This window comes from Vitiosangium sp. GDMCC 1.1324 (genome assembly GCF_003044305.1).
Lineage (GTDB): Bacteria > Myxococcota > Myxococcia > Myxococcales > Myxococcaceae > Archangium.
Genome location: NZ_PZOX01000008.1, coordinates 238,022 through 259,794 on the forward strand (window position 1 = coordinate 238,022; position 21,773 = coordinate 259,794).

At 68.2% G+C, this 21,773-nt stretch carries 19 protein-coding genes; 8 read left to right on the forward strand and 11 right to left on the reverse strand.

Features of this window, described 5'->3' with window-relative positions:
* The first annotated feature begins 5 nt into the window (after positions 1-5).
* A complete protein-coding gene (locus tag DAT35_RS24220) occupies positions 6-2,942 on the forward strand; it encodes a DUF4215 domain-containing protein (RefSeq protein ID WP_108069505.1) in 2,937 nt (978 codons plus the stop codon).
* A 487-nt stretch (positions 2,943-3,429) separates the two neighbouring features.
* Here DAT35_RS24220 and DAT35_RS24225 read toward each other — a convergent pair whose 3' ends face one another.
* Complete coding sequence (locus tag DAT35_RS24225; RefSeq protein ID WP_108069737.1) at positions 3,430-5,682, reverse strand: M4 family metallopeptidase; 2,253 nt, start codon at positions 5,680-5,682, stop codon at positions 3,430-3,432.
* 489 nt (positions 5,683-6,171) lie between these two features.
* On the opposite strand from DAT35_RS24225, the gene DAT35_RS24230 reads away from it, so the two are divergent.
* The 3 genes from DAT35_RS24230 to DAT35_RS24240 are packed head-to-tail and all read left to right on the forward strand — an operon-like array spanning position 6,172 to position 8,139.
* Positions 6,172-6,885 (forward strand): MotA/TolQ/ExbB proton channel family protein, encoded by a 714-nt coding sequence (locus DAT35_RS24230; RefSeq protein WP_108069506.1) that lies wholly within the window; start codon positions 6,172-6,174, stop codon positions 6,883-6,885.
* 2 nt (positions 6,886-6,887) lie between these two features.
* Entirely contained in the window at positions 6,888-7,322 is a 435-nt protein-coding gene (locus DAT35_RS24235; protein WP_108069507.1) for a biopolymer transporter ExbD, read from the forward strand.
* 16 nt (positions 7,323-7,338) lie between these two features.
* Positions 7,339-8,139, forward strand: coding sequence for an energy transducer TonB (locus DAT35_RS24240; protein ID WP_108069508.1), 801 nt, complete (start codon positions 7,339-7,341; stop codon positions 8,137-8,139).
* A 30-nt stretch (positions 8,140-8,169) separates the two neighbouring features.
* On the opposite strand, the gene DAT35_RS24245 is transcribed toward DAT35_RS24240, so the two are convergent.
* Positions 8,170-8,880 (reverse strand): hypothetical protein, encoded by a 711-nt coding sequence (locus DAT35_RS24245; protein ID WP_146209861.1) that lies wholly within the window; start codon positions 8,878-8,880, stop codon positions 8,170-8,172.
* 29 nt (positions 8,881-8,909) lie between these two features.
* Positions 8,910-10,178 carry a hypothetical protein gene (locus tag DAT35_RS59980; RefSeq protein WP_199242980.1) on the reverse strand — a complete coding sequence of 423 codons (1,269 nt, stop codon included), beginning with the start codon at positions 10,176-10,178 and terminating at the stop codon, positions 8,910-8,912.
* A gap of 173 nt (positions 10,179-10,351) precedes the next feature.
* On the opposite strand from DAT35_RS59980, the gene DAT35_RS24255 reads away from it, so the two are divergent.
* Together DAT35_RS24255 and DAT35_RS24260 are read left to right on the forward strand one after the other, a co-directional pair.
* Entirely contained in the window at positions 10,352-10,690 is a 339-nt protein-coding gene (locus tag DAT35_RS24255; RefSeq protein WP_108069510.1) for a TerB family tellurite resistance protein, read from the forward strand.
* A gap of 72 nt (positions 10,691-10,762) precedes the next feature.
* Positions 10,763-11,575 (forward strand): aldo/keto reductase, encoded by an 813-nt coding sequence (locus tag DAT35_RS24260; RefSeq protein WP_108069511.1) that lies wholly within the window; start codon positions 10,763-10,765, stop codon positions 11,573-11,575.
* A 21-nt stretch (positions 11,576-11,596) separates the two neighbouring features.
* Here the strand turns inward: DAT35_RS24260 and DAT35_RS24265 are convergent, their stop codons facing one another.
* The 6 genes from DAT35_RS24265 to DAT35_RS24290 form a co-directional block, all read right to left on the reverse strand.
* Positions 11,597-12,016 carry a hypothetical protein gene (locus DAT35_RS24265; RefSeq protein WP_108069512.1) on the reverse strand — a complete coding sequence of 140 codons (420 nt, stop codon included), beginning with the start codon at positions 12,014-12,016 and terminating at the stop codon, positions 11,597-11,599.
* 157 nt (positions 12,017-12,173) lie between these two features.
* Complete coding sequence (locus DAT35_RS24270; RefSeq protein WP_108069513.1) at positions 12,174-12,797, reverse strand: hypothetical protein; 624 nt, start codon at positions 12,795-12,797, stop codon at positions 12,174-12,176.
* Between the two features lie 80 nt (positions 12,798-12,877).
* Complete coding sequence (locus tag DAT35_RS24275) at positions 12,878-13,168, reverse strand: monovalent cation/H(+) antiporter subunit G (protein WP_108069514.1); 291 nt, start codon at positions 13,166-13,168, stop codon at positions 12,878-12,880.
* Complete coding sequence (locus tag DAT35_RS24280; protein WP_108069515.1) at positions 13,165-13,434, reverse strand: monovalent cation/H+ antiporter complex subunit F; 270 nt, start codon at positions 13,432-13,434, stop codon at positions 13,165-13,167. The genes DAT35_RS24275 and DAT35_RS24280 overlap by 4 nt, the downstream gene beginning before the upstream one ends.
* Complete coding sequence (locus tag DAT35_RS24285; protein WP_108069516.1) at positions 13,431-13,970, reverse strand: Na+/H+ antiporter subunit E; 540 nt, start codon at positions 13,968-13,970, stop codon at positions 13,431-13,433. Before DAT35_RS24285 ends, DAT35_RS24280 begins: the two co-directional genes overlap by 4 nt.
* Before the next feature lie 215 nt (positions 13,971-14,185).
* A complete protein-coding gene (locus DAT35_RS24290; RefSeq protein WP_108069517.1) occupies positions 14,186-15,364 on the reverse strand; it encodes a TIGR03118 family protein in 1,179 nt (392 codons plus the stop codon).
* Positions 15,365-15,625: 261 nt separating this feature from the next.
* Here DAT35_RS24290 and DAT35_RS24295 point away from each other — a divergent pair, with 261 nt between their 5' ends.
* Both DAT35_RS24295 and DAT35_RS24300 read left to right on the forward strand, forming a co-directional pair.
* On the forward strand, positions 15,626-18,241 hold the full coding sequence (locus DAT35_RS24295) for a TonB-dependent receptor domain-containing protein (RefSeq protein ID WP_108069518.1): 2,616 nt from the start codon (positions 15,626-15,628) through the stop codon (positions 18,239-18,241).
* Entirely contained in the window at positions 18,241-19,464 is a 1,224-nt protein-coding gene (locus DAT35_RS24300; RefSeq protein ID WP_108069519.1) for a hypothetical protein, read from the forward strand. Before DAT35_RS24295 ends, DAT35_RS24300 begins: the two co-directional genes overlap by 1 nt.
* Here the strand turns inward: DAT35_RS24300 and DAT35_RS24305 are convergent.
* The gene (locus DAT35_RS24305; protein WP_233261698.1) at positions 19,461-20,252 is read right to left on the reverse strand and encodes an alpha/beta fold hydrolase; all 792 of its coding nucleotides are present in this window, start codon (positions 20,250-20,252) and stop codon (positions 19,461-19,463) included. The two genes, DAT35_RS24300 and DAT35_RS24305, sit on opposite strands and share 4 nt — an antisense overlap.
* Positions 20,252-21,478 carry an LLM class flavin-dependent oxidoreductase gene (locus tag DAT35_RS24310; protein ID WP_108069521.1) on the reverse strand — a complete coding sequence of 409 codons (1,227 nt, stop codon included), beginning with the start codon at positions 21,476-21,478 and terminating at the stop codon, positions 20,252-20,254. The genes DAT35_RS24305 and DAT35_RS24310 overlap by 1 nt, the downstream gene beginning before the upstream one ends.
* Positions 21,479-21,773: the final 295 nt, after the last annotated feature.

The window sequence follows — 21,773 nt, forward strand, 5'->3', positions numbered from 1 at the left end:
ACCCGATGAGACGAGAGCCACATCCCCCCATCACCGGCCGTATCACCGCGCTCGCGCTGGCGCTTCTGGCCCTCCCCTTCCTCGGCTCGTGCTTCGAGCCCATCAGCATCGAGTGCCCCTCCGGACTGTTCTGCCCCGCGGGCCAGAAGTGCGCCGCCAAACAGGACGTCTGCATCACGACGGACTGTGGCGACGGCGTCATCCAGCAGGGCGAGGCCTGTGACGACGGCAACATCCTCGACGGCGATGGCTGTAACAAGACCTGTACGTCGAACGAGGTCTGCGGCAACAAGGTCGTGGACGTCGCCAGGGGCGAGCTCTGCGACGACGGCAACACCCGCGACAAGGACGGCTGCAGCGCCGACTGCAAGTCCAGCGAGCTGTGTGGCAACGGCATCGTGGACCGGGCCGTGGGCGAGGTGTGCGACGACTTCAACACCCGCTCGGGTGACGGCTGCAGCGCGGACTGTCTGTCCATCGAGACGTGTGGCAACGGCTACGTGGACACCGCCAAGAACGAGAAGTGCGACGACGGCAACAACGAGAGCGGTGACGGCTGCAGCGCCGACTGCAAGTCCCAGGAGAGCTGCGGCAACGGCTACGTGGACACCGCCAAGGGCGAGGTCTGCGACGACGGCAACAACGTGAACGCGGACGGCTGCAGCTCCGACTGCAAGTCCAACGAGACGTGCGGCAACGGCATCAAGGACATCTCCGTCGGCGAGTTCTGCGATGACGGCAACACCGTGAGCGGCGATGGCTGCAGCTCCGACTGCAAGTCGGGCGAGGGCTGCGGCAACGGCGTGCGCGACTCCGACGAGCAGTGCGACGACGGCGGCGAGTCCGTCAGCTGCAACGCCAACTGCACCCTGCGCATCTGCGGCGACGGCATCGTGAACGCCACCGCCGGAGAGCAGTGCGACGACCGGGGCGAGTCGCCCAACTGCAACGCCAACTGCACGCGGCGCCGCTGCGGAGATGGCATCGTCAACTCCAGCGCGGGCGAGCAGTGCGACAACGGCACGACCGCGGACAGCGACACCTGCGACAACGACTGCACCATTCCCTACTGCGGTGATCGCCACACCAACGCCGCCGTGGGCGAGGTGTGCGACACGGGCGGCAACTCCTTGACGTGCAACGCCAACTGCAAGCCGGCCGCCTGTGGCGACAAGTACCTCAACACCGAGGCGGGCGAGCAGTGCGATGACGGCCCGAACTCGCCCTACTGCGACAACGACTGCACGCCTGCCTTGTGCGGTGACAAGACCCTCAACACCGCCGCGGGCGAGAAGTGCGACGACGGCAATACCAGCAACGACGACGACTGCCTCAGCACGTGCCAGCCCAACATCTGCGGCGATGGCAGGGTCAACGTCTCCGGCCCCACGCGCTTCGAGTCCTGTGACGACGGCAACACCACCACCGAGACCGAGTGCGCGTACAACACCCGCACCTGCACCTACTGCAACGCCACCTGCTCCTCGGTCCTCAACCTCACCGGCCGCTACTGCGGTGACGGCTCCAAGAACGACCCGAGTGAGAAGTGCGACGACGGCAACACCACCACCGAGACCGAGTGCTCCTACGGCACCGAGACCTGCTCGGCCTGTGACGCGTCCTGCTCGACGGTCCTCAACCTCACCGGCCGCTACTGCGGTGACGGCGCCAAGAACGACCCGAGCGAGGTCTGCGACGACGGCAACAAGGTCAACGAGAGCTCCTGCCCCTACGGCAACGCCACCTGCACCACGTGCAATGCCACGTGCTCGGCCACCCTCAGCCTCACGGGCCCCTACTGCGGTGACGGCATCAGGAACGGCCCCGAGGTCTGCGACGACGGCAACACCACCAGCGAGAGCTCCTGCCCCTACGGCACGCCCAACTGCACGGCCTGCAACGCCACGTGCACGGCCGTCCTCAACCTCACCGGTCCCTATTGCGGTGACGGCTCCAAGAACGACCCGAGCGAGGTCTGCGACGACGGCAACAAGGTCACCGAAAGCGAGTGCCCCTACGGCAACGCCACCTGCGTGCTGTGCAACGCCACGTGCTCGGCCCCCCTCAACCTCACGGGCCCCTACTGCGGCGATGGCACCAAGAACGGCTCCGAGGCCTGCGACGACGGCAACAACACCAACGAGAGCTCCTGCCCCTACGGCAACGCCTCCTGCACCACGTGCAACGCCACGTGCTCGGCCCCCCTCAACCTCAGCGGCCCCTACTGCGGTGACGGCATCAAGAACGGCCCCGAGGTCTGCGACGACGGCAACACCACCAACGAGAGCTCCTGCCCCTACGGCAACGCCACCTGCACCACGTGCAACGCCACGTGCTCGGCCCCCCTCAACCTCACGGGCCCCTACTGCGGTGATGGCATCAAGAACGGCCCCGAGGTCTGCGACGACAACAACACCAACGCCTGCGGCACCTGCAACAACACGTGCTCGACCATCCAGCTCGCCAAGGCCACCGGCACCATCTCCATCAAGACCTCCTCGGGCGGCTCGGACATGAGGGATGGCGACACCTTCACCGTCAACGACGGCCTCAACCCTCCGGTGACCTTCGAGTTCGACAAGAACGGGAGCTACAACTCCTCCCGCGTCCCTGTCAGCATCACCTCTGGATACACACCGTCCCAGGTAGCCTCGGCCATCTCGACGGCCATCAACGGCGTGTCCGGCACCTACCTGGAGATCACCGCGACGGTCTCCTCGAACGTCGTGAGCCTCACGCACAAGCAGGCGGGCTCGTTCGGCAACCAGCTCATCCTCAAGACGGCGTCGAACGCCAGCTCCACCAATACCAACCTCCTGGTGACCGGCATGTCGGGCGGTGGCGGCTTCGATTGTCCCGCGGGCACCGAGTGCTCGAGGAACGAGGATTGTTCGACCGACCTGGTGTGCCTGCCCAGCAGCGTCTGCGGCACTCCTCCGTAGGTCCGTCGTAGAGGTCCGTCTTCCAGAAGTGGAACCGCCGGCGCCAGGACGTGGCCGGCGGTTTCGTTTTTCAAGCACCGGCCGACGCGCGGGACTTCTCGTGGGCGAGCCTCGCCGGGAAAGGCCAGCCCCCCACCCGTCGTTGAAGCTTCACCCGGCGGTGAAGAAGGACGTCTCGCCAGCTCGGGTCACCGGGAGCCCGAAGCGCGCGAGCGGGATTCGAGACGCCTCGTGAGGGGCCTCTCTGGACCTGGTCCCGGCAACGGGTCGATGGTCGGACCGGGCCGCGAAGGACGCGCCCGGGAGGCCCACGGGTCTCGGAGCGCAGGGCTCGGAGCGCAGGGCTCGAAGCTCGGAGCGCAGAGCTCGAGGCTCGGGGCTTGGAGCTCGAGTGCGCACGCCCCGCCACGAGACGCACCAAAAACAAGACGCCCGGGGGCCATGGGGCTCCCGGGCGTCAGGACTTCAGGACTTCAGAGCCAGGGGCTCAGTAGGTGCCCTTCATCGTCGTCGAGGTGTACGAGGTGTAGCCGTACGAGCAGGCGTACCAGGTACCGGCGCTCGGAGCGCTGATGGTGCAGGACTCGCTGTTGCCGGAGAGGTACGGACGGCAGGCGTAGGTGCTCGTCGTCGGAGCGGAGCCGAAGCGCACGTACATGTCCGCGTCACCCGTGCCACCCGCCTGGGTGAAGACCACCGAGCTCACGCCGCTCGGGATGACCAGCGTGTTGCAGGTCCACGAGCCCGAGGCGCCCGAGTACGCGGCCGTCGCCACGCCGTTGGTCATCGTGCCGCCGCCACCGCCACCGCCCGTAGAGTACGAGCCCTTGAGGCTCATGCCCGAGGCGGCCGAGTAGCCGTAGATCTTCACGTAGTAGGTGCCCACCTGCGGGGTGGCGAAGTTGCAGGTCTCCGCGTTGCCGGAGAGGTACGGACGGCAGTCGTAGGTGGTGCTGGTCGGAGCGGCGCCGAACTTCACGTACATGTCGCCGTCACCCGTGCCGCCGCTCAGGGCGAAGGACAGGTTGCTGGCGCCCGAGGGCACGGCCAGGGTGTAGGTGCAGCTCCAGTCGCTGGCGTTCGCGGAGATGCCCGTCACCGTCACGCCGTTGGAGAGCGCGATCGTCGACGTGCAGCTCGGGGGCGGGGTCGTCCCGCTGCCCACGCCCACCGCCTGCCAGGCCGCCGTCACCGCGGCCAGCTCCGCCGAGCCAGCGCCGTAGAGCGTCGTGGCGGCGCTCTCGGTGTACGTCCGCGCCTGGGCGAAGGTGGTGCTGGGCGTCATCAGGTCCACGTTGGCCTTGTAGAAGATGGCGCCGGCCTTCTGCACGCCGATGCCCGTCACCACCGTGGTCGACTTGCCGCGCGGGTGCGTGCCGCCCTTGGAGAGCAGCGTGAAGGCCAGGTTGGCGATACCCGAGCTGTAGTGCACGTCCTTGCTGCCAGCGCTGCTCGTCCAGAAGTCGAGCGAGGCGCCGTCCTTGGCGGGGTCGTACATGTAGCGGAGCGCGTCACCAGGGGTGGCCGGGGTCCAGATGTCGTCGCCGACCATGAACACCGCGTCGGTGGTGGCCCAGGTGCCCGAGGCGTAGCTCTCACAGTAGGCGCCGAAGATGTCGCTCATCGCCTCGTTGAGGCCACCGGACTCACCCGAGTAGGTGAGGTTGGACTCGTTCTCCGTCACGGCGTGGGTGAGCTCGTGCGTGGTCACGTCCGCGGACAGACCCAGCATGGTCGAGTTCACGCCGTCGCCATCGCCGTACACCATCTGGGTGCCGTCCCAGTAGGCGTTCACGTAGTTGGTGCTGTAGTGCACCGTGCTGATGAGCGTGGCGCCCGCGTTGTTGAGCGAGTCGCGGCCGAAGTTGTTCTTGTAACAGTCGTACGTGCCACCCAGCTTGGCATAGTTGGTGTCGACGTGGTTGTCGCCCGTGGCGGCGCCGCCCTCGGAGCGCTTGAGCGTGCCCGGGGTGCTGGTGCCGTTGTTGGCGCTGTACACCTTGCGGTTGAGCGCGGTGCGGATGTCCGTATAGCGGCCGAGGATGGAGCCATCGCGCGCGCTCACGAAGACGTGGTCACGCACGGGCAGGTCGGCGCCCTCGCCCGTCACCACCACCTCGTAGGCCAGCTGGAGCCGGCCGCCCTCGGGGCGGTAGTAGACCTGCTGAGCGCTCTCGGACGACAGCCGGGAGCCCTCGGTGTTGCGCAGAGCGGACTGGGAGGCGGCCTCGCGGGAGATGCGCGCCACGGCCGGCACGTTCTCACCATCGCGGGCCGTGCCGTTGACGGCGTAGATGCGGCCATCCCGGTCCACGTGGACGACGAGCTCCTCGCCCACCACCGGCAGCCCGTTCTTCGTCTGGGCATAGCGCACGTGCGTCTGGCCCTGCTCGTCCACGCGGCTGCTGCGCACCACCAGGTCCGCCGCATTCAGGCGGAAGATGGGGGCGATGCGGCCGAGGGAGTCACCCATCTGGGCGCTCACGTCACGGGCCGCGAGGCCCCGCACCGACTGGCCCGTGGAGCCGAAGTCACCGCGCACGTAGAACGGAATCACTCCGTCCGCGTGCTTGCCAACCACCTCGACGCCAGGGATGACGCTCAGGGCGGCCTTCACGTCCGCCGAGGAGAGGGAGCCAACATCGCCGGTGTTCTCCGTCAGCGACTCGTCCGAGCCCTCTACGGTGCACGCAGCCAGGGGCAGCGCGAGCAGAGCAGCGAGAATACGATTACGAACCAAGGGGGGAACCTCCTGCTGGCCGGTGGCGAGGGTGCCACCGCAGCCGGGCTCGCCCTCAGCAGGATGCATGCCGCTCAAACAAGCTGCGCCCTTCCCCCTGAGCCCCGTTGCCAGACCGTGACCGATTGGAGCACAGAGGCCCCATACTCTCGGTGCGGACCTGTATCGAACCTTGACATGGGCTCCGCCAAGCCCGCGAAATCATTGAAGTTCAAAATTTATGACGGGGTGTCCTGTTGCAGGACACCCTGGAGCCGATGGGTCAAGGAATACCCCGTGCCCCCTTGGGAGCAGGCCGGTCGACTGGCCAACAGTCCGGCGTCCTATCAATTCCCAAGGGACACAACAAACCAGGGGCGGAGCGAACCGGGAATCAAGGGGCAGGCAGGCTGATTCATTTGACTTCCCGAGCGATGCGGAAAATGGAAGCGTCGCGTCAGCCTTACCGAGGGGCATGCCCCCTCTTCACCTCAGCTCAGGTCTCCATCGATGTCCTTCGTCCTCCTGGCCCAGATGGGCAACGAGCAGGTCGGCTGGCTCAGCCGCAAGCTGCTCGGCGTGACGCTCAGCAGCGCCGAGTGGGTGCTCTGGGTGCTCGTCATCCTCTCCGTCCTCTCCATCGCGCTGATGCTGGAGCGGGCCGTCTACTTCGCCACCCACCGGCTGCCGAACTCCGAGGAACTGGTCCAGCGCTTGGCCCGGGGTGAGCTCGAGGCGGTGCGCACCGCCGTGGCCAACCGCAAGGGCATGGAGGCGGCCGTGCTGCGAGAGGCCCTGGCCTCGGTGGACCAGGGCGCGGACACGGTGGAGCAGGTCATCGCCTCCACGATGGCTCGCGAGCGCCCCCTCTACGAGCGCTACCTGTCCGTCCTGGGCACGCTGGGCAACAACGCGCCCTTCATCGGCCTGTTCGGAACGGTGCTGGGCATCATCAAGGCCTTCCACGACCTGGGCAACATGGGCGCCAAGGGCGCCGCCATCCAGCAGACGGTGATGGCGGGCATCTCCGAGGCGCTGGTGGCCACGGCGGTGGGTCTGGCGGTGGCCATCCCCGCGGTGGTGGCCTTCAACGTCTTCAACCGCCAGCTCAAGACGCTCACCTCGCGCACCACCGCGCTGGGCCATGCGCTGGTGGGCAGCCTGCGCGCCGAGCGGGGCGGGAGCAGCGCTCCGCGTGCCGCGGCGTCCGGAGAGGGGCGTTAAGCATGGCCGGCGGTGCGCAGGACAACGACGAGGAGATCACCGGTATCAACGTCACCCCGCTGGTGGACGTGGTGCTGGTGCTCCTCATCATCTTCATGGTGACGGCCAACTTCATCGTCCGCGAGACGGTGGAGGTGGACCTGCCCCGCGCCGCCAATGGAGGCGAGACGGTACAGGGGCTCGTCAACGTGGTGCTCGACAAGCAGGGCAAGCTCTTCTTCGACGGCGCCGAGGTGAGCGAGGACGAGCTGCGGCGCAAGGTGGTCGCGGCCCTGGAGAAGGACAAGGAGACGCGCGCCATCATCAGCGCGGACCAGAGCCTGCCGTACGGGCGGGTGATGCGGCTCATCGACGTGGTGAAGGGCCAGGGCATCGCCAAGTTCGCACTCAACATCGAGAAGGACGTGGCGCCCGCGGCTGCACCCGCGGCGCCATGAGGGGTGTCCAAAGGCCATGAGTCAGGCCGCGCTCGACTACCCGCTCCCCGCCCGCCGCGACCGCTCGTCGCTGGCGGTGCTGCTCTTCCTGCTCGTGTCGCTCGGGGCGCACGGCGTGGGCTTCGTGCTGCTGTCCCGGATGGCGGACCGTCCGTCGCCCATGGTTCAGCGCCCCGTGGAGCTGGTGATGGTGGAGGTGCAGAAGCCGCCTCCGCCTCCGCCTCCACCGCCCGAGGAGGAGAAGCCACCCCCGCCCAAGCCGAAGGTGGCGCCCAAGCCGCCGCCGGTGAAGGTGGCCCAGGCGGAGAAGCCGCCCCCTCCGCCTCCGCCGGACGCGGCTCCCCCGCCGCCCAATGACGCGCCTCCGCCCGAGCAGCCCTCCAAGCCGGTGCCGCTGGTGGTGGGCATCTCCATGTCCTCCACCACGAGCGCCGGGAACTTCGCCGCCCCGGTGGGCAACACCGTCTATGGAAAGACGGGCGACAAGGCGACGGACCCCAAGGACGTGAAGGCCTACGCGGCGCCCAAGTACGTGCCGGTGTACCAGGTGGACTCCGAGCCCACCGTCGCCTCCGAGGTGAAGATTCCCTACCCCGACGAGGCCCGTCGCGCGGGCATCGAGGGCACGGTGACGCTCTCCATCACCATCGACAACGAGGGCCGCGTGGTGAAGGCCGTCGTCATCAAGGGTATCGGCTATGGGTGTGACGAGGCGGCGCGCAACGCACTGCTGCGCTTCCGCTTCAAGCCCGCCGTCAAGAATGGCGAGGCCGTGTCCACGGAGATGAAGTACTCGTACACGTTCGTCCTGGATTGAGCCCGGGTCTCGCGGTTTCCGGCCCGCCCGTCAGAAGTCCTCCCGGACCTGGGCCAAGGTGTACTCCTTGTGTTTGGGGGAGACCGGGCTCTTCCTTTCCACCAGCCACGCGGGGGCGCCCTCCGGCAGGTAGAAGTCCTCCTCGAAGGGCGACAGTCCCAGGTGGCGCAGGTACTCCTTGAGCATGTCGAAGGTGAACCGGTCCCTCAACCGGCGCGCCTGGTACTGCTCCAGCTTCTCGAAGGAGAAGGGCTCACCGGATTGGTCGAAGACCCAGCGGCCCCCATCATTGGACACAGCCAAGGTGCGCACGTAGTTGAGCCCGGTTGTCCGGCGGGGGCCGAACATCTCGAGCATCACGGCCCCATAGCGGCCCTTGTCCTTCTGGATGGTGTTGGGCACCGCGACCACCCGCAGGCCCCGGCAGCCCAATCTCTCGGCCATGTAGGACACCGGGCCAAAGACATCGGTCCCCCTCCACCCGTTATCGACGTACGCCGTCCAGGCGCTGCGCGTCGGTACGAAGAGGTACCGCCGCCTCTCCATATCGGTCAGGGGAAGCAGCGTGGAGAGGGCCTGCTCCAAAGAGCCTGACACCGAGCGCACCTCAACGGTGATGCCACCGAACAGTCCTCCCTGCCACGCCGCGAAGGCACGGGCGGCATGCTCCGCACCGGCCTCCAGGAATCCCATCTCCGAAGTAACAGGCGCCCAGCGGTCGTCCAGGAGCAGCCCCTTCATGTTTTCGATCATCGGGTGAGCCTCGCCTGTCAGGGCGCAATGATGAGGATGGTTTCCGCGTCCGGGTCATTGGACGTGATGCGCGACTGGTGGTCGGGGCCACGGCCCGACGTGGGCGTGTCGTACTCCACGTGGTAGCGGCGGCCCTTATAGTCGAACTGCAGGTCCGGTCGATTGGTTCCCACGCGCTGGCTGTTGCGCATCGCGACCTGCTGCTGGTTCACCCGGATGTTCTCGGCACCGATGCTCCGCAGATACCGGATGTCCGCCTGGACCTGCGCATTCTGGGTGGGGCTGGGGCCAATGGGACGATCCGTTCTAAGCGCTCCGGGTACCTTCGGGTTGACCGAGACATCCTGGGGAAGGCGCGGGCCAGTGGACACCGGCGGCGTCGGGTTGTTGCCAGCGAGCGCCTGGACCAAGCCCGGCGATGGCGCGGGTGAGCCCGGCACGGGAGTGGGCGCTGCTGGTGCGGGAGCGGGCTCTGCTGGTGCGGGAGCAGGCTCTGCTTGCACGAGAGCAGGCTCTGGAGTGGGTGCAGCGGATCGCAGCGCTGGCTGGCGCGGCGCCGGAGCTTCGCCCCCGAGTCCCTCGTTCCGAGGAAGCGGACGGAGTGCTGGCTCCGAGCCCATCCGCACCACCCGCGAGAAGACTCCCTGCAGCACCTTGGTCCCCGTCAGGCTCAACAACAACACCTTCAGCTCGCGCTGAACGGATTCACTCAGCTGCTGCCGCACCTCAAGCATCGTCCGGGCAATGCGAGGTGTGGTGGCCGGAGAGAAGAGGGTGGGAACGATGAGCTTCCCTCCCGCTCCGCGGTACCAGGCGTACTTCGCGCGTCCTGCCCTGGGGGCACTGGCCTCCACGTCCGCCAGAGCCGCGTCCCGATCCGGATAGATGGATTCGCTCAGTTGCTCCGCGTTCGTAAGCCCGAGGTCGACATGCGACTCGGGGACGAGCACGGGCAGCGGCAATCCCTCGCAGAAGAGAAGGTACCCTCTCTCGGTGATGCCAAAGCCCACGGCCGTCACTCGGAGATCGACGAAATCCCGATGTGTTCGGGGGTCTCCCAACGCCTGAGAGGCCCGGGGCAACTGGACGCCGCGCTGGCGCAGGTCCCCAGCCCGCTGGGGCGTGGGTGCCTCGAGGTCGACATCGACCGCCTGTCGCCCGGCGCTCGCCGTCTCAGGGATGTCCCGAGCTGAGAGCAGACCGTACTGCCCATACCCTTGAGCGCCCCTCAAGGAGGGCGTCGCCGCGCATCCCGCGAGAATCAACAGGAGCACAAGCCCGCTCAACCCATGGAGGCTCCGCACTCTGGGATGACAAGAGGTCGCAAGGGGCATGAGAGAACCTTTCCGAGTCTCACACCCGCCGTGAGGCGTCCACACCTGGACGCCCGCCCCCGCGCCTCCCTTGCCGTTCGCGCCGCCAGTGTAGAGTTCCTGGTCTCTACCGCCGAGGAAGACGGATGACGCTCTCCGCCGAGGATCGCTTCAACATCGAGGTCATCAAGCTGCTGCTCCAGGTCGCCTGGGTCGACCGGGAGATCACCAACGCCGAGCGGATGATCGTCCTGGGCCTGGGCCGCAGTTGGAGCGTGCCCGAGGGAGAGCTGCACTCGCTGATGGACCTGCTCAAGACCGGCGGCACCCTGCCCGAGCCCGACCTGGAGGTGCTGCGCACCCGCCCGGACGACGTGCTGGAGGCCGCTCGCGCCATGTGCGTCTCCGACGGCAAGCTCGCCGAGGGCGAGAAGGCCATGCTCGAGCGCATCACCTCCCGGCTGGGTGTGACGCCGCAGGGCTGAGCCGTGGGGGGCCCCCTGGCCAGGCGCCCGGACACCCGGAGTACGATACCGGAACCCACCCGGGAGCACTCCATGAGCGCCGCCACCTCGCAGGCCACCGCCTCACAGGACTTCACCCACCGCTACGTCCCCGCCTTCGGCAAGCAGGTGCACCGCCTGGGCCTCGCCGGCAACTACGGCATCGACGAGGCCGGTCTGAGCGCCGCGCTGGAGCGCGGGCTCAACTACATCTTCTGGACACCACGCCAGGGCCGCTTCACGCGCGTGCTGCGCGAGGCCCTCAAGCGCGACCGCGAGCGCTTCGTCCTCTCCGCAGGCCCCTCCTTCGGCTGGTTCCCCGGCCAGGTGCGCCGCGGCGCCGAGCGCGCCCTCAAGGTGCTCGGCACCGACTACCTGGACCTCTTCCAGCTCTATTGGCTGAGCAAGATGAGCGCCTGGACGGAAGGCACCGTCGAGGAGCTGCTGAAGCTCAAGGAGGAGGGCAAGGTGCGCGCGCTCGGCGTCTCCATCCATGACCGCCCGCGCGCCGGGAAGCTCGCCGAGGACTCACCCCTGGACGCGTTGATGATTCGCTACAACGCGGCGCACCCGGGCGCCGAGCGCGACATCTTCCCGCACCTGGCCCGGCGCAAGCCCGCCGTCATCGCCTACACCGCCACGAGCTGGCGCCGCCTGCTCAAGCGCCCCAGGGGCTGGGACGGCCCCGTGCCCAACGCGGGCGACTGCTACCGCTTCTGCCTCTCCAACCCCCACGTGGACGTGGTGCTCACCGGCCCTGGCAGCCTCGCGCAACTGGAGGAGAACCTCGCCGCGCTGCAGCGAGGCCCGCTCTCCACCGAGGAGCTGGAGTGGATGCGGCGCTTCGGCCAGGTCGTCCACGGCTGACCCGCGCCAGGGAGGCGAGACTCAGGCCACCGCGGCCCTCGCGCCAGGCGCCAGGTGCACGTTGATGTTCTTCGTGCCTGTCACGCCCAGGTACGTCTCCATGTTGCCCCTGCCGCCCTGCTCGAGGGTGATGACCTGGGAGCGGGTGCCGAGCTTCGCCGCGATGGTCAGCTTGTTGCCGCTGGTGGTGTACGTGGCGTGCGACGTCCGGGCGCCATTGAGACTGACCTCGGCCTTGCCATCCTCGAGCAGCTTCAGCGTGAGCGAGAGGTCTCCCTTGTAGAAGACCGTGTCGACCTTCCCCTTGAAGACGGCCTGGGTGGCTCCGAGGTCGATGAACTCGCCGTTGCCCACGTTCACGAAGAAGAGCACCTGCGCGAGGATGTTCAGCGGCGTGCCCGTCGTGGTGCCTCGCCCGATGAAGTTACGGAAATCGACCATGTTCTCCCTGTCCGATGTCGAGGTGGAGGGCGGAGCCACCTGCGGCCCCGCCCGGAGCCACGCGCATCGTAACAGCAGCGGCCTGCTGGACCCGCCCGGCTTCCGTGAGCGCGCGGGCAGGAGTCCCGAGGGCTGGCCGCCCGGAGAGCAGCCGCGCTCAGTTGCCCTTCTGCTGCCCGTTGCCAACGAGCGGCGTGCGCGGCCGGGTGAACTGCGCCATCGAGAGGTTGGGCGTATAGGTGCTCGTGGTGTTGACGAGCATCAGCGTCAACAAGGCCGCCTTTTCGCCGAGCGGCCGCTCCAACAGGGGCGCGCCGAAGGCCACCTGGAGCCCCTCCTCCAGCAGACCGCCACAAGTCCTCTGGCCCGCGAACCCGGCCTCGTTGCGCTTCAGGACGTAGCCACAGGCGCCCACGCTGCCGTACAGCCAGTCCCCGTTCAGGGTGAGGTCCACCCCCATGCCTCCGAAGCTGCCCCAGACGCGGGTGTCATCGCCCTCGGCGAGCTCCATCCGCGTCCCGTACGAACCCACCGCGCCCGTGAGATCCTGCCAGGTCCACTTCAGGCTTACCGGCATGTCCCGGTAACGGCCACGCAGGGTGTCGTCGTTGATGACGAGGGAGGACGAAGGGCCGGTGATGACCGAGCCCTGGACTCGCAGCGGCTCTCCCGCGCCCTGCCCCAGGGAGAACGCCGGCTCCCCGGCACGTGAGTTGGCCTGAGTCCCCGCACACCCCACGCCCAGGACGACAAGACCCGACAGCAGCAGCAGACGCGACATGGCAGCCCTCCGATGGCTGTGACATCCGGGAGAACGCCCGGCGGGACAGAGCATATCGGGACTGACCCACGGGAGCGGCCTCAGCGCCGCCGCGCACCCCGCACCACACGGCGGCCCACGAGCTGCCCCCCGGTGGCGCTGGCCACCAGGACGAGTCCCCAGACGAACAGCAGCTTCAGCGCGGTGAGGACGGAACCCACCCGGATCAGCAGCCCGAGCACCGTGAGCCCCAGACCCGTACAGGCCGCCTTGGACATCACGTGCAGGCGGCTGAGCGCATCGGGGAAGCGCACCAACCCCAGTGCCCCCACGGCGAAGAAGAAGGCCCCCAGCCCCACCAGCACGGCGGAGAGCAGCTCGGAGGGGCTCATCTCGCACGCTCCTGGGCGGCCTGGGGACGTGAAGCGAAGGAGGAGATGGCCACCGCGCCCAGCGCAACGAGGACGAGCGCCACGTCGACCAGCATCGGCACTTCCTGGGCCACCGACACCAGCAGCAGCACGGCCACGCCCAGCGAGCCGGAAAGACAGGCGGCCAGCATGCGATCCGCCGACGTGGGCGCGAGCATCAGCCCCACCAGGACGCCCAGGAGGATGACGAGCAGGAACACCGCGGCTCCAGCGTAGAAGACACTCATGGCAGCCCTCGCGGCGGTGGGGGGAGCCCGTAGACGCGCGCCACCCGCGTCTCCAGGTCGCGCAGCTGCGCGAGCGCGGTGGCCCTCGCCTCGGGGCTCACATCCAACACGTGGAGGATGAGGGTGTCTCCCTCTTCCTCCACCGCGAGCGTACCGGGCACGAGACTCACCACGCTGTTGAGGAAGAAGCGCGCCGGGCCCCTCGGCAACCGGCTGCGCACCTCCCACTGACCCGGAGAGAGGGACTGCTGGGACTGGAAGGCGCGGCGGGCCACGTCGAGCCCCGATTCCAGGGCATGCCACACGCAGAAGGGTAGGAAGCGCACCAGCTCCAACGGGCGCACGCGCACGTCCTCGGGCGGCTCGAGGGCGACGCTGCCCCACGCGGCCAGTGGCAGCGCCAGGAGTCCCAGGGCGAGTCCCTCGGGGTTTCCACCCACGAGGGTGGCCCACAACACAGACAACAGGCACAGCCGCACGAGCAGCGCCGCGGAGCGGCCTCTCAGCAGCGGACGGGTTGCGCGAACGTTCGGCATGGAACGGCGCCTCGATGGGGGTAGTCCCTATGAATCGGGATTCCCACCGGAAGCGGCCATCGCCCGCGAGGGCTGGTCACCGTCCACTACCCATCGCTCGCGTGCGCGCAGCCGCACCTTCACCCCGTACAACGGATGAGGGCCGCACGGGTTGGATATCCCGGCGGCCCCACCGTGCCACACCGCGCCACGCGAAGACTCGCGGCGCGGGGACGCTAGTTGGAGTTGGAGTTGGAGTCGGAGTCGGAGTCGGACTCGGACTCCGGAGCGAAGCCGCGGCAGTCGCGCCGCATCGCATCGAGCCGGCCGTACAGACCGTGAGCCTCGTGATCGGGGCCCGACGTGAAGAACAGCGTATCGGTGGGCTGGTCAAGGATGCCGTTGCCGAAGCTCAGCCCCCACAGGCCATCGATGTGGACGGGAGTACCATCGGGACGCTCCAGCCGCCCCTCGCAGTGGCCGTTCTGCGGATCATAGACGTTGATGAGGCCGTCACCGAAGTTGCCCACCAGGAGCTTGTTGCCGAACTTCCCGAAGCTGGCGGGCGCCAGGGCCAGGCCCCAGGGCGCGTTCAGCTTGCCGCGCGAGGCCAGACGCCGGATGAGGCGGCCATTCGCGTCGAAGATGTTGACGAAGCCGAGCCCCTTGCCGGCGACATCGTCCTCGCGGTCCGCGTCCTGCTTCGCGTAGGTGACGTAGAGACTGCCGTTGATGCTCTGGATGCCGAAGGGCGCGAAGCCCGCGGGGATGGTCGGGTCCGTGAACGCTCCCGGCGGAAGCGTGAAGGGCGCGAAGGTGCTGTCGAAGACGTCGATCTTCCCGTTGTGGAAGTCCGTCGCATACAGGTGGAGATCAGTGCCGGTGCCCGTCAGGGCCAGACCCTTGTAGATGGCCCCGGTGCTCGAGTTGTCCACGGCGATCAGCGCGTGGGTGAAGTCCACGGACGGAACCCAGGCGGCGATCAGCCCCTGCTCGGTCGCGAAGATGAAGAAGCTGGTACCGGAGGCCGTCCCCCGGGAGGCGATGAACGCGCCGGAGTTGTTGGAGACGATGCCGGTCGGCTTGCCCGGGCCCGTTTCGCCCGGAGGAGCCGGGATGGACACGACGAGGGAATTCTTCACCCCGTTGCCGTCATAGAGCGTCGAGAGGCCCGTCCCGTTGTCGGAGATCCACACGAAGCCGAAGGGGTTGAACACAATGCCCCATGGGTTGACCAGGTCCGGATCCGTATGCTCGGCCACCCCCGCAGTGTCGGCGACGAGGTTGCGCTGCACGTAGGCATTGGGCTGCTTGCAAGAGTTCTCCGCGAAACCGACCGCGGGCACCAGCGATGCGGCAAGACCCAGCGCCAGCGCATGGTTCCGCCACTCCTTCAGATGGAATGAAACCTTCATGTTTTGTCCCCCCTCCTGTGGTCACCGGGACGGCGGCCACGTCGGACGGGAACCTGGGGGTAGGCACCCGGGACGACAACCCACCCCCCTGGCCATGACGCGCCAGGAAAGGTCTCCCGCCCCTCCCAGAGGGGCAATCCACTTCAGAGCACTTCCCATCCGGAAAGGTCGCTCGGCGGACGGGCACGACGTCACCCGGAGTGCAGAGCCTGCGGAGGCCATCCACCCCACCCCCCCGGTGCGCTATGTCTGGGTCACGCCATGCCGCAACGTGCCGTCGTCCTGTTCCTCGTCCTGCTCCTCGCCGTGCCCGCTGGAGCCCAGGACGCTCCCGATGCGGGCACGTCCTCCGGCGTCCTCACGAAGCCGCCCACCCTCCTGCGGCAGGTGGAGGCACGCTTCCCACCGGAGGCCCAGGCCCAGGGGCTGGCTGGCACGGTGGTGATGGAGGTGGACATCGGCGCGGACGGGAAGGTGCTGGACGCGCGGGTGGTGCAATCCGCCGGACACGGCTTCGACGAGGCCGCGCTGGAGGCGGTGCATCAGTTCCAGTTCTCCCCGGCGGAGGTGGACGGCCAGCCCGCGCCCGTGCGCATCCAATACGCCTACGAGTTCCTCTACCGGCCGCAGGTGGTGGAGGCACCGCCCGCGCCAACGGGAGAGGTGGTGAACTTCTCCGGCCTGCTGCTGGAGCGGGGCACGCGCAACCCGCTGGCTGGGGCCACGGTGGTGGTGGACGCCGGGGGCGAAACGCGCGAGGCGGTGTCCGGCGCGGACGGGCACTTCGAGCTGAAGGGCGTCCCCGCGGGCACCTGGCCGGTGGTGGTGACGGCCCAGGACTACACCCGCTACGAGGTGACGGAGACCATCACCGAGGGCCAACGCACGGAGGTGACGTACCACGTGCGGCGCAAGCAGTACGGCGCCATGGAGACGGTGGTGCGCGGCAAGGCCGAGCGCAAGGAGGTGGCCCAGGTCTCGCTGCGCCAGGAGGAAGTGCGGCTGGTCCCGGGCACCCAGGGTGATGCGCTGAAGGTGGTGCAGAACCTGCCGGGCGTGGCGCGCTCGCCCTTCGGCTTCGGCCTGCTGGTGGTGCGCGGCGGCAAGCCGTGGGACACGCGCGTGTACGTGGACGAGGAGTTCGTCCCCCTGCTCTTCCACTTCGGCGGGCTGTACGCCACGTTCAACTCCAACCTGCTGGAGGACATCTCCTTCCAGCCGGGCAACTTCGGCGCGGAGCACGGGCGCAGCATCGGCGGCATGGTGCGCGCCGCCACGCGCACTCCCTCGAAAGAGGGCATCCACGGATACGTGGACATCAATGTCATCGACACCTCGTTGATGGTGGAGGCCCCCCTGGGCAGCGACTGGTCCTTCGCGGCCGCCGGGCGGCGCAGCTACGTGGATGCGGTGCTGCCCTGGGCCCTGCACACCTTCGTCCCCGAGGGCAACGCGCTCAACTTCACCGTGGCCCCGCGCTACTTCGACTACCAGCTCAAGCTGGAGCGCCGCCCCAAGGGCAGCCGCGAGCGGCTCTCGCTCACCCTCTTCGGCAGCGATGACCAGCTCTCGCTCGTCCTCTCCAACCCCACCTTCGACTCCGAGGGGCGCAGCAACATCGACACGCTGCAGGCCTACCACCGGCTCGCCTTCCGCTGGGACAAGCCACTCAGCCAGAACCTCACCATGCTCACCCGGGCGAGCCTGGGCGTGGACCGGAATGACCTCGGGGCCGGCGCGGACATCTTCGTGCGCTCCACGCAGTTCCCCCTGTCGCTGCGCCACGGGTACTCGCTGGAGCTGCCCGAGCAGAAGCTGCAGGTGAACGCGGGCGTGGACGTGCTCGTCGTCCCCTTCACCCAGGAGGTGCAGGCGCCTCCGCCCTTCAAGCTGAACCAGATTCCGGACCCCTTCGTGTCCAGGCAACTGCTGCGCGAGGACGCGGCGCGCGTGCCCTGGGAGCCCGGCGCGTACCTGGAGGCGGTCTGGCAGCCCCTGCCAGGACTCAAGGTCGTGCCGGGCCTGCGCGCGGACTACGAGTCCACGCTGCGGCGCGCGTGGGTGGACCCGCGCCTGGCGGCCTTCTGGCAGGTGACCGAGCACACCACGCTCAAGGCGGCGGCGGGCCTCTACCACCAGCCCCCGGACTACCGGCTGGGCCTGCTGTCGCCCACCTTCGGCAACCCCAACCTGCTGCCCGAGGGCGCCCAGCACTACGCGGTGGGCGCGGAGCATCAGTTCACCGACGCGCTCAGCCTGGACATGCAGGTCTATTACAAGAACCTCTTCGACCTGGCGGAGCCGGTGCCCGCGGACTCGAACGCGAGCCCGGACACGCAGGTGCCCAACTACGAGAGCTTCGGCAAGGGCCGCAGCTACGGCGTGGAGCTGCTGCTGCGCCACCAGCTCACGAAGAACTTCTTCGGGTGGATCTCCTATTCGCTGTCGCGCACGGACTACCTCGACACGCTCACCAAGAAGATGCGGCGGGGGCCGTTGGACCAACCGCACAACCTGGTGGTGGTGGCCAGCTACAAGCTGCCGTATGACTTCATCGCGGGTGTGCGGCTGCGCTACTCGAGCGGCCCGCTGAACACGCCCATCGAAGGCGCCATCTACGACGCCAACGCCAACTACTACTTCCCGCTCTCGTCCAAGCCCTTCAGCCGCCGGCTGCCCGCCTTCTTCCAGGCGGATGTGCGGGTGGACAAGCGGTTCGTCTACGACAACTGGATGCTGGCCATCTACGCGGACGTGCAGAACGTCACCAACCGCCAGAACGTGGAGGGCACGTTGAACAACTTCGACTACACGCAGGAGCGGTTCCTCTACGGCCTGCCCATCATCCCGGCCATCGGCGTACGGGGAGAGTTCTGATGCAGCGGCGTACCCTGAGGGTCCTCCTGGGGCTCGTCTTCCTGAGCGCCTGTGACGACGAATTCAAGCCGGAGACGGAGGTGGCGGGACTGCGCGTGCTGGGCCTGCGCGCGAGCCCGGCCGAGCTGGCACCGGGACAGACCGCGGCCCTCGCCGCGCTGGTGGAGGACCCGACGCGGCCGGGCCAGAAGAACACCCTGCTGTGGCTCGGCTGCGAGCCGGACCCGTACCAGGGACGCAGCCCGTGCTCGGACACGGCCTTCCTGGGAGATCCCACGCAGCTCATTCCGGTGGCCGACGGCTCGGCACCCCAGCTCCCGCCCGGGATGAGCATCATCGGCTTCGATGATCACGCGGCGTACTCGGTGCGGGCGGACCTCTTCGGGCAGCTCGCGAGCAGCGACCCGCGCCGCAAGGACGGGACGGTGGGCCAGGTGGTGCTGTTCGCCATTGGAGCGGACGTGAATCCGCTGGGGCCGCGCGAGGAGATGGAGGCCGTCTTCGAGAAGGTGCGCAACCGCCAGATTCCGAGCGTCATCACGCTCTTCCGCCTCCGCGTGAGCGAGGACGCGCAGCCGAATACGAACCCGGTGCTGGGCGAGCTGCGCGCCAACGGCGAGGCCCTGGCACCGGGAGCCACGCTGCGGCTGGCGAGCAACAAGCCCACCTCGCTGGAGCTGACGGTCCCGGATGAGTCACTCGAGACGTATACCCAGGTGGCTCCGAACGGCACGGTGGAGACGAAGACGGAGCAGCTCATCTCCGCGTGGTACTCGACGTCCGGCCGGTTCGAGCCAGGGCGGGTGGCGCTGCGCTCGGGGACGCCGCTGGAGTTCCGGCCGCCGGATGCCACCTCGCAGCAGCCATTCCCCGAGGACCGCAGAGGCACGCTCTGGACGGTGGTGCGGGACACCCGGGGCGGGCAGAGCTGGTGGGAGCTCCCCTTCTTCCTGTGCGACGAGCGCCAGCCCGCGCCGAAGGTCACCGCGGTGGAGACGCAATCCGAGGGCCTGGTAGTGCTGCGCGGCGAGCACCTGTCGAGCGTGCTCGACGTGCTCATCGGAGGCCGGGCCCTGGAGCGGGGCTCCTACTCACCCGTGCGAGACACCTACGAGGCGCTGCTGCCCGTGGGCACGCCCGCGGGCGAGTACGAGGTGGTGGTGCGGGGCAAGCACTGCCAGGACGAGACGCTCGCCCAGCACTACACGGTGCATCCTCCCTAGCGGAGGAACTCCTCGATGGCCGCCGTGACACCTTCCTCCTCCTCGATGTAGGGCAGGTGCCCGGAGTGCTCGAAGAGGCGCACCTGCGCCTGGGGAAGGTGCTTGCGGAACTCCTCCGCGTAGACCACCGGCACCACGCGATCGCTCCTGCCCCAGACGAGCAGCGTGGGCGCCTTGATGCGGTGGATCCGCCGCTTGAGCCCCTTGTCTGGAATGGGCCAGGTGAACTTGCCGGTGCAGGCCAGGCTCCAGGTCTGCTGGATGATGGCGTCCTGGAGGGGTCCGGGGTCCGTGGGGAAGGCGAAGGCCCGCTGCGCCTTCTCGCTCCGAGGGTCGTGGAAGCTCGCCTGGAAGAGCTGCTCACGGCTGGAGATCATCCAGTTGAACACCGGAACATCCTCGCGCCACAGCCCCACGGGGCTGACGAGGACGAGCTTCCCCACCCGTTCCGGCCGGGTGGCGGCGATCTCCGCGGCCACCATGCCCCCGAAGGAGTGGCCCATGACCGCGGGCCGCTCCAGCCCCAGCGCCTCGAACAGCTCGTCGTAGAAGAGGACGAGCTCCCACAGGCTGTCGATGGCCTCGATGGTATTGGGCAGGCCGGGCGAGGTGCCCGGGTGCTCGGGCGCGTACACCGTGTGGCGCTCCGCGAGCCGGCTCAGCCAGCCGTCCCACTTCAGGCCCTCGGCGCCGTGGAAGTAGACCAGGGGCGGACCGTTGCCCGCGACCTTCACGTGCGTCTCCACCTGGCCGCGCCAGAGGGTCAGGACGAGATCCTTGGGCGCCATCACGGAGTCACCTCCTTGCGCTTGCCGCCAAGCCTCTCCGGCCACCAGTGGTTCTCCCATTGGTCGTCCCAGAGGCCGCGCACGTGGGGGAGCACTTCCTGGGCGAAGAGGTTGATGTTCTTGAGCGTCAGCTCGTGCGGCATGGAGCCAATCTGCAGGAGCACCATGAGGTTGCCCACCCGCAGGCTCTTGACCGCTTCCTCCAGCTGCTGCCGCACCGACTCCGGGCCGCCGCCAATCACGAACCGGTTGTCCACGAAGTCGCGGAACTTCCAATCCCTCCACGGCTTGTCGCCGATGGCCCCCTGCGAGCGCACCGCGCGCACCAGCGACGGGTAGTCCATGTAGCCCGGCATCGCGTACCAGTGGGGCGCGAAGTGCAGACACTTGTCATAGAAGTAGCGCAGGTGCTGCTCGTAGTCCTTCTCCGCCTGGGCATCCGTCTCCGAGACGACGACCAGTTGCAGGAAGCCCGCGCGGTACGGGTTCGGCTCCAGCCCGCGTTGCTCCATGAACTCCCAGAACCCATCCATCACCGACTTGCCGAACTGGTGCCCGAAGTAGCTCAGGTACGAGTAGCTGTAGTCGTGGCGGGCCACGAAGTCCCACGTGCTCTGGCTGCCCGCCCCCGGCACCCAGATGGGCGGCGGCTGCTGGATGGGCCTCGGCCAGAGGTTCACCAGGGGCAGCTGCGTGTATTTGCCATTCCAGGCGAAGCCCTCGCGCGAGGACCAGGCCTTGCGCAGCAGATCATGCGCTTCCCGGAAGGCCTCGCGCTGCTCGATGGGCGTCAGCCCGTAGCAGAGGTTGGAGTCCGCCGAGCTGCCCAGCGGCAGGCCCGCCACCAGGCGCCCCCCGCTGATGCAATCCAACATCGCGTACTCCTCCGCGATGCGGATGGGCGGGCTCGAGTTCACCAGCGTCGCGCCGAGCACCACGATGGCCGTCTCCAAGTCCTGGGTGGCGCGCGCCAACACGCTCGCCATCAGGTTGGGACTGGCCATGTAGCCATAGACGTTCTGGTGGTGCTCGTTGACGCAGATGCCGTCGAACCCCATCCGCGCCGCGTGGATGAGCTCGTCGAGCGTCTCGTTGTAGAAGCGCCCGGCCTGCTCCGGGGTCGCCACCTCGAGGAAGGGCGGATCCACCACCGAGGAGGGGTAACGCTTCTCGAAGTCCGCGGGGAGCTCCCGGTACGGACACAGGTGGAACATCGAGACCTTCACGGGCCTACCTCCTGGGTCGGATCGGTGCTGTGCAGCCACCGCCAGCGCTCTCAAACGGGCGGGTACCCTGTCACGTCACCTGTCGTGCGGTCAACAGTCTGTTTGAGGCGTGAGAGGGCAAGAAGGCCACAGCCGCTCCTGCACGGTGTGCGTGGATGAACTCCCTTGGAGCATGAGCAGGCAGCCGGCACCTATGCTTGTAGCCCTGTTTCTCAGTGCACATCTCGGAGACGTCGACGGCTGCATGGGGGCGGCGGGTCCAGGGCCCGCCCGCGGCACGTCCGAGGGAGCGACA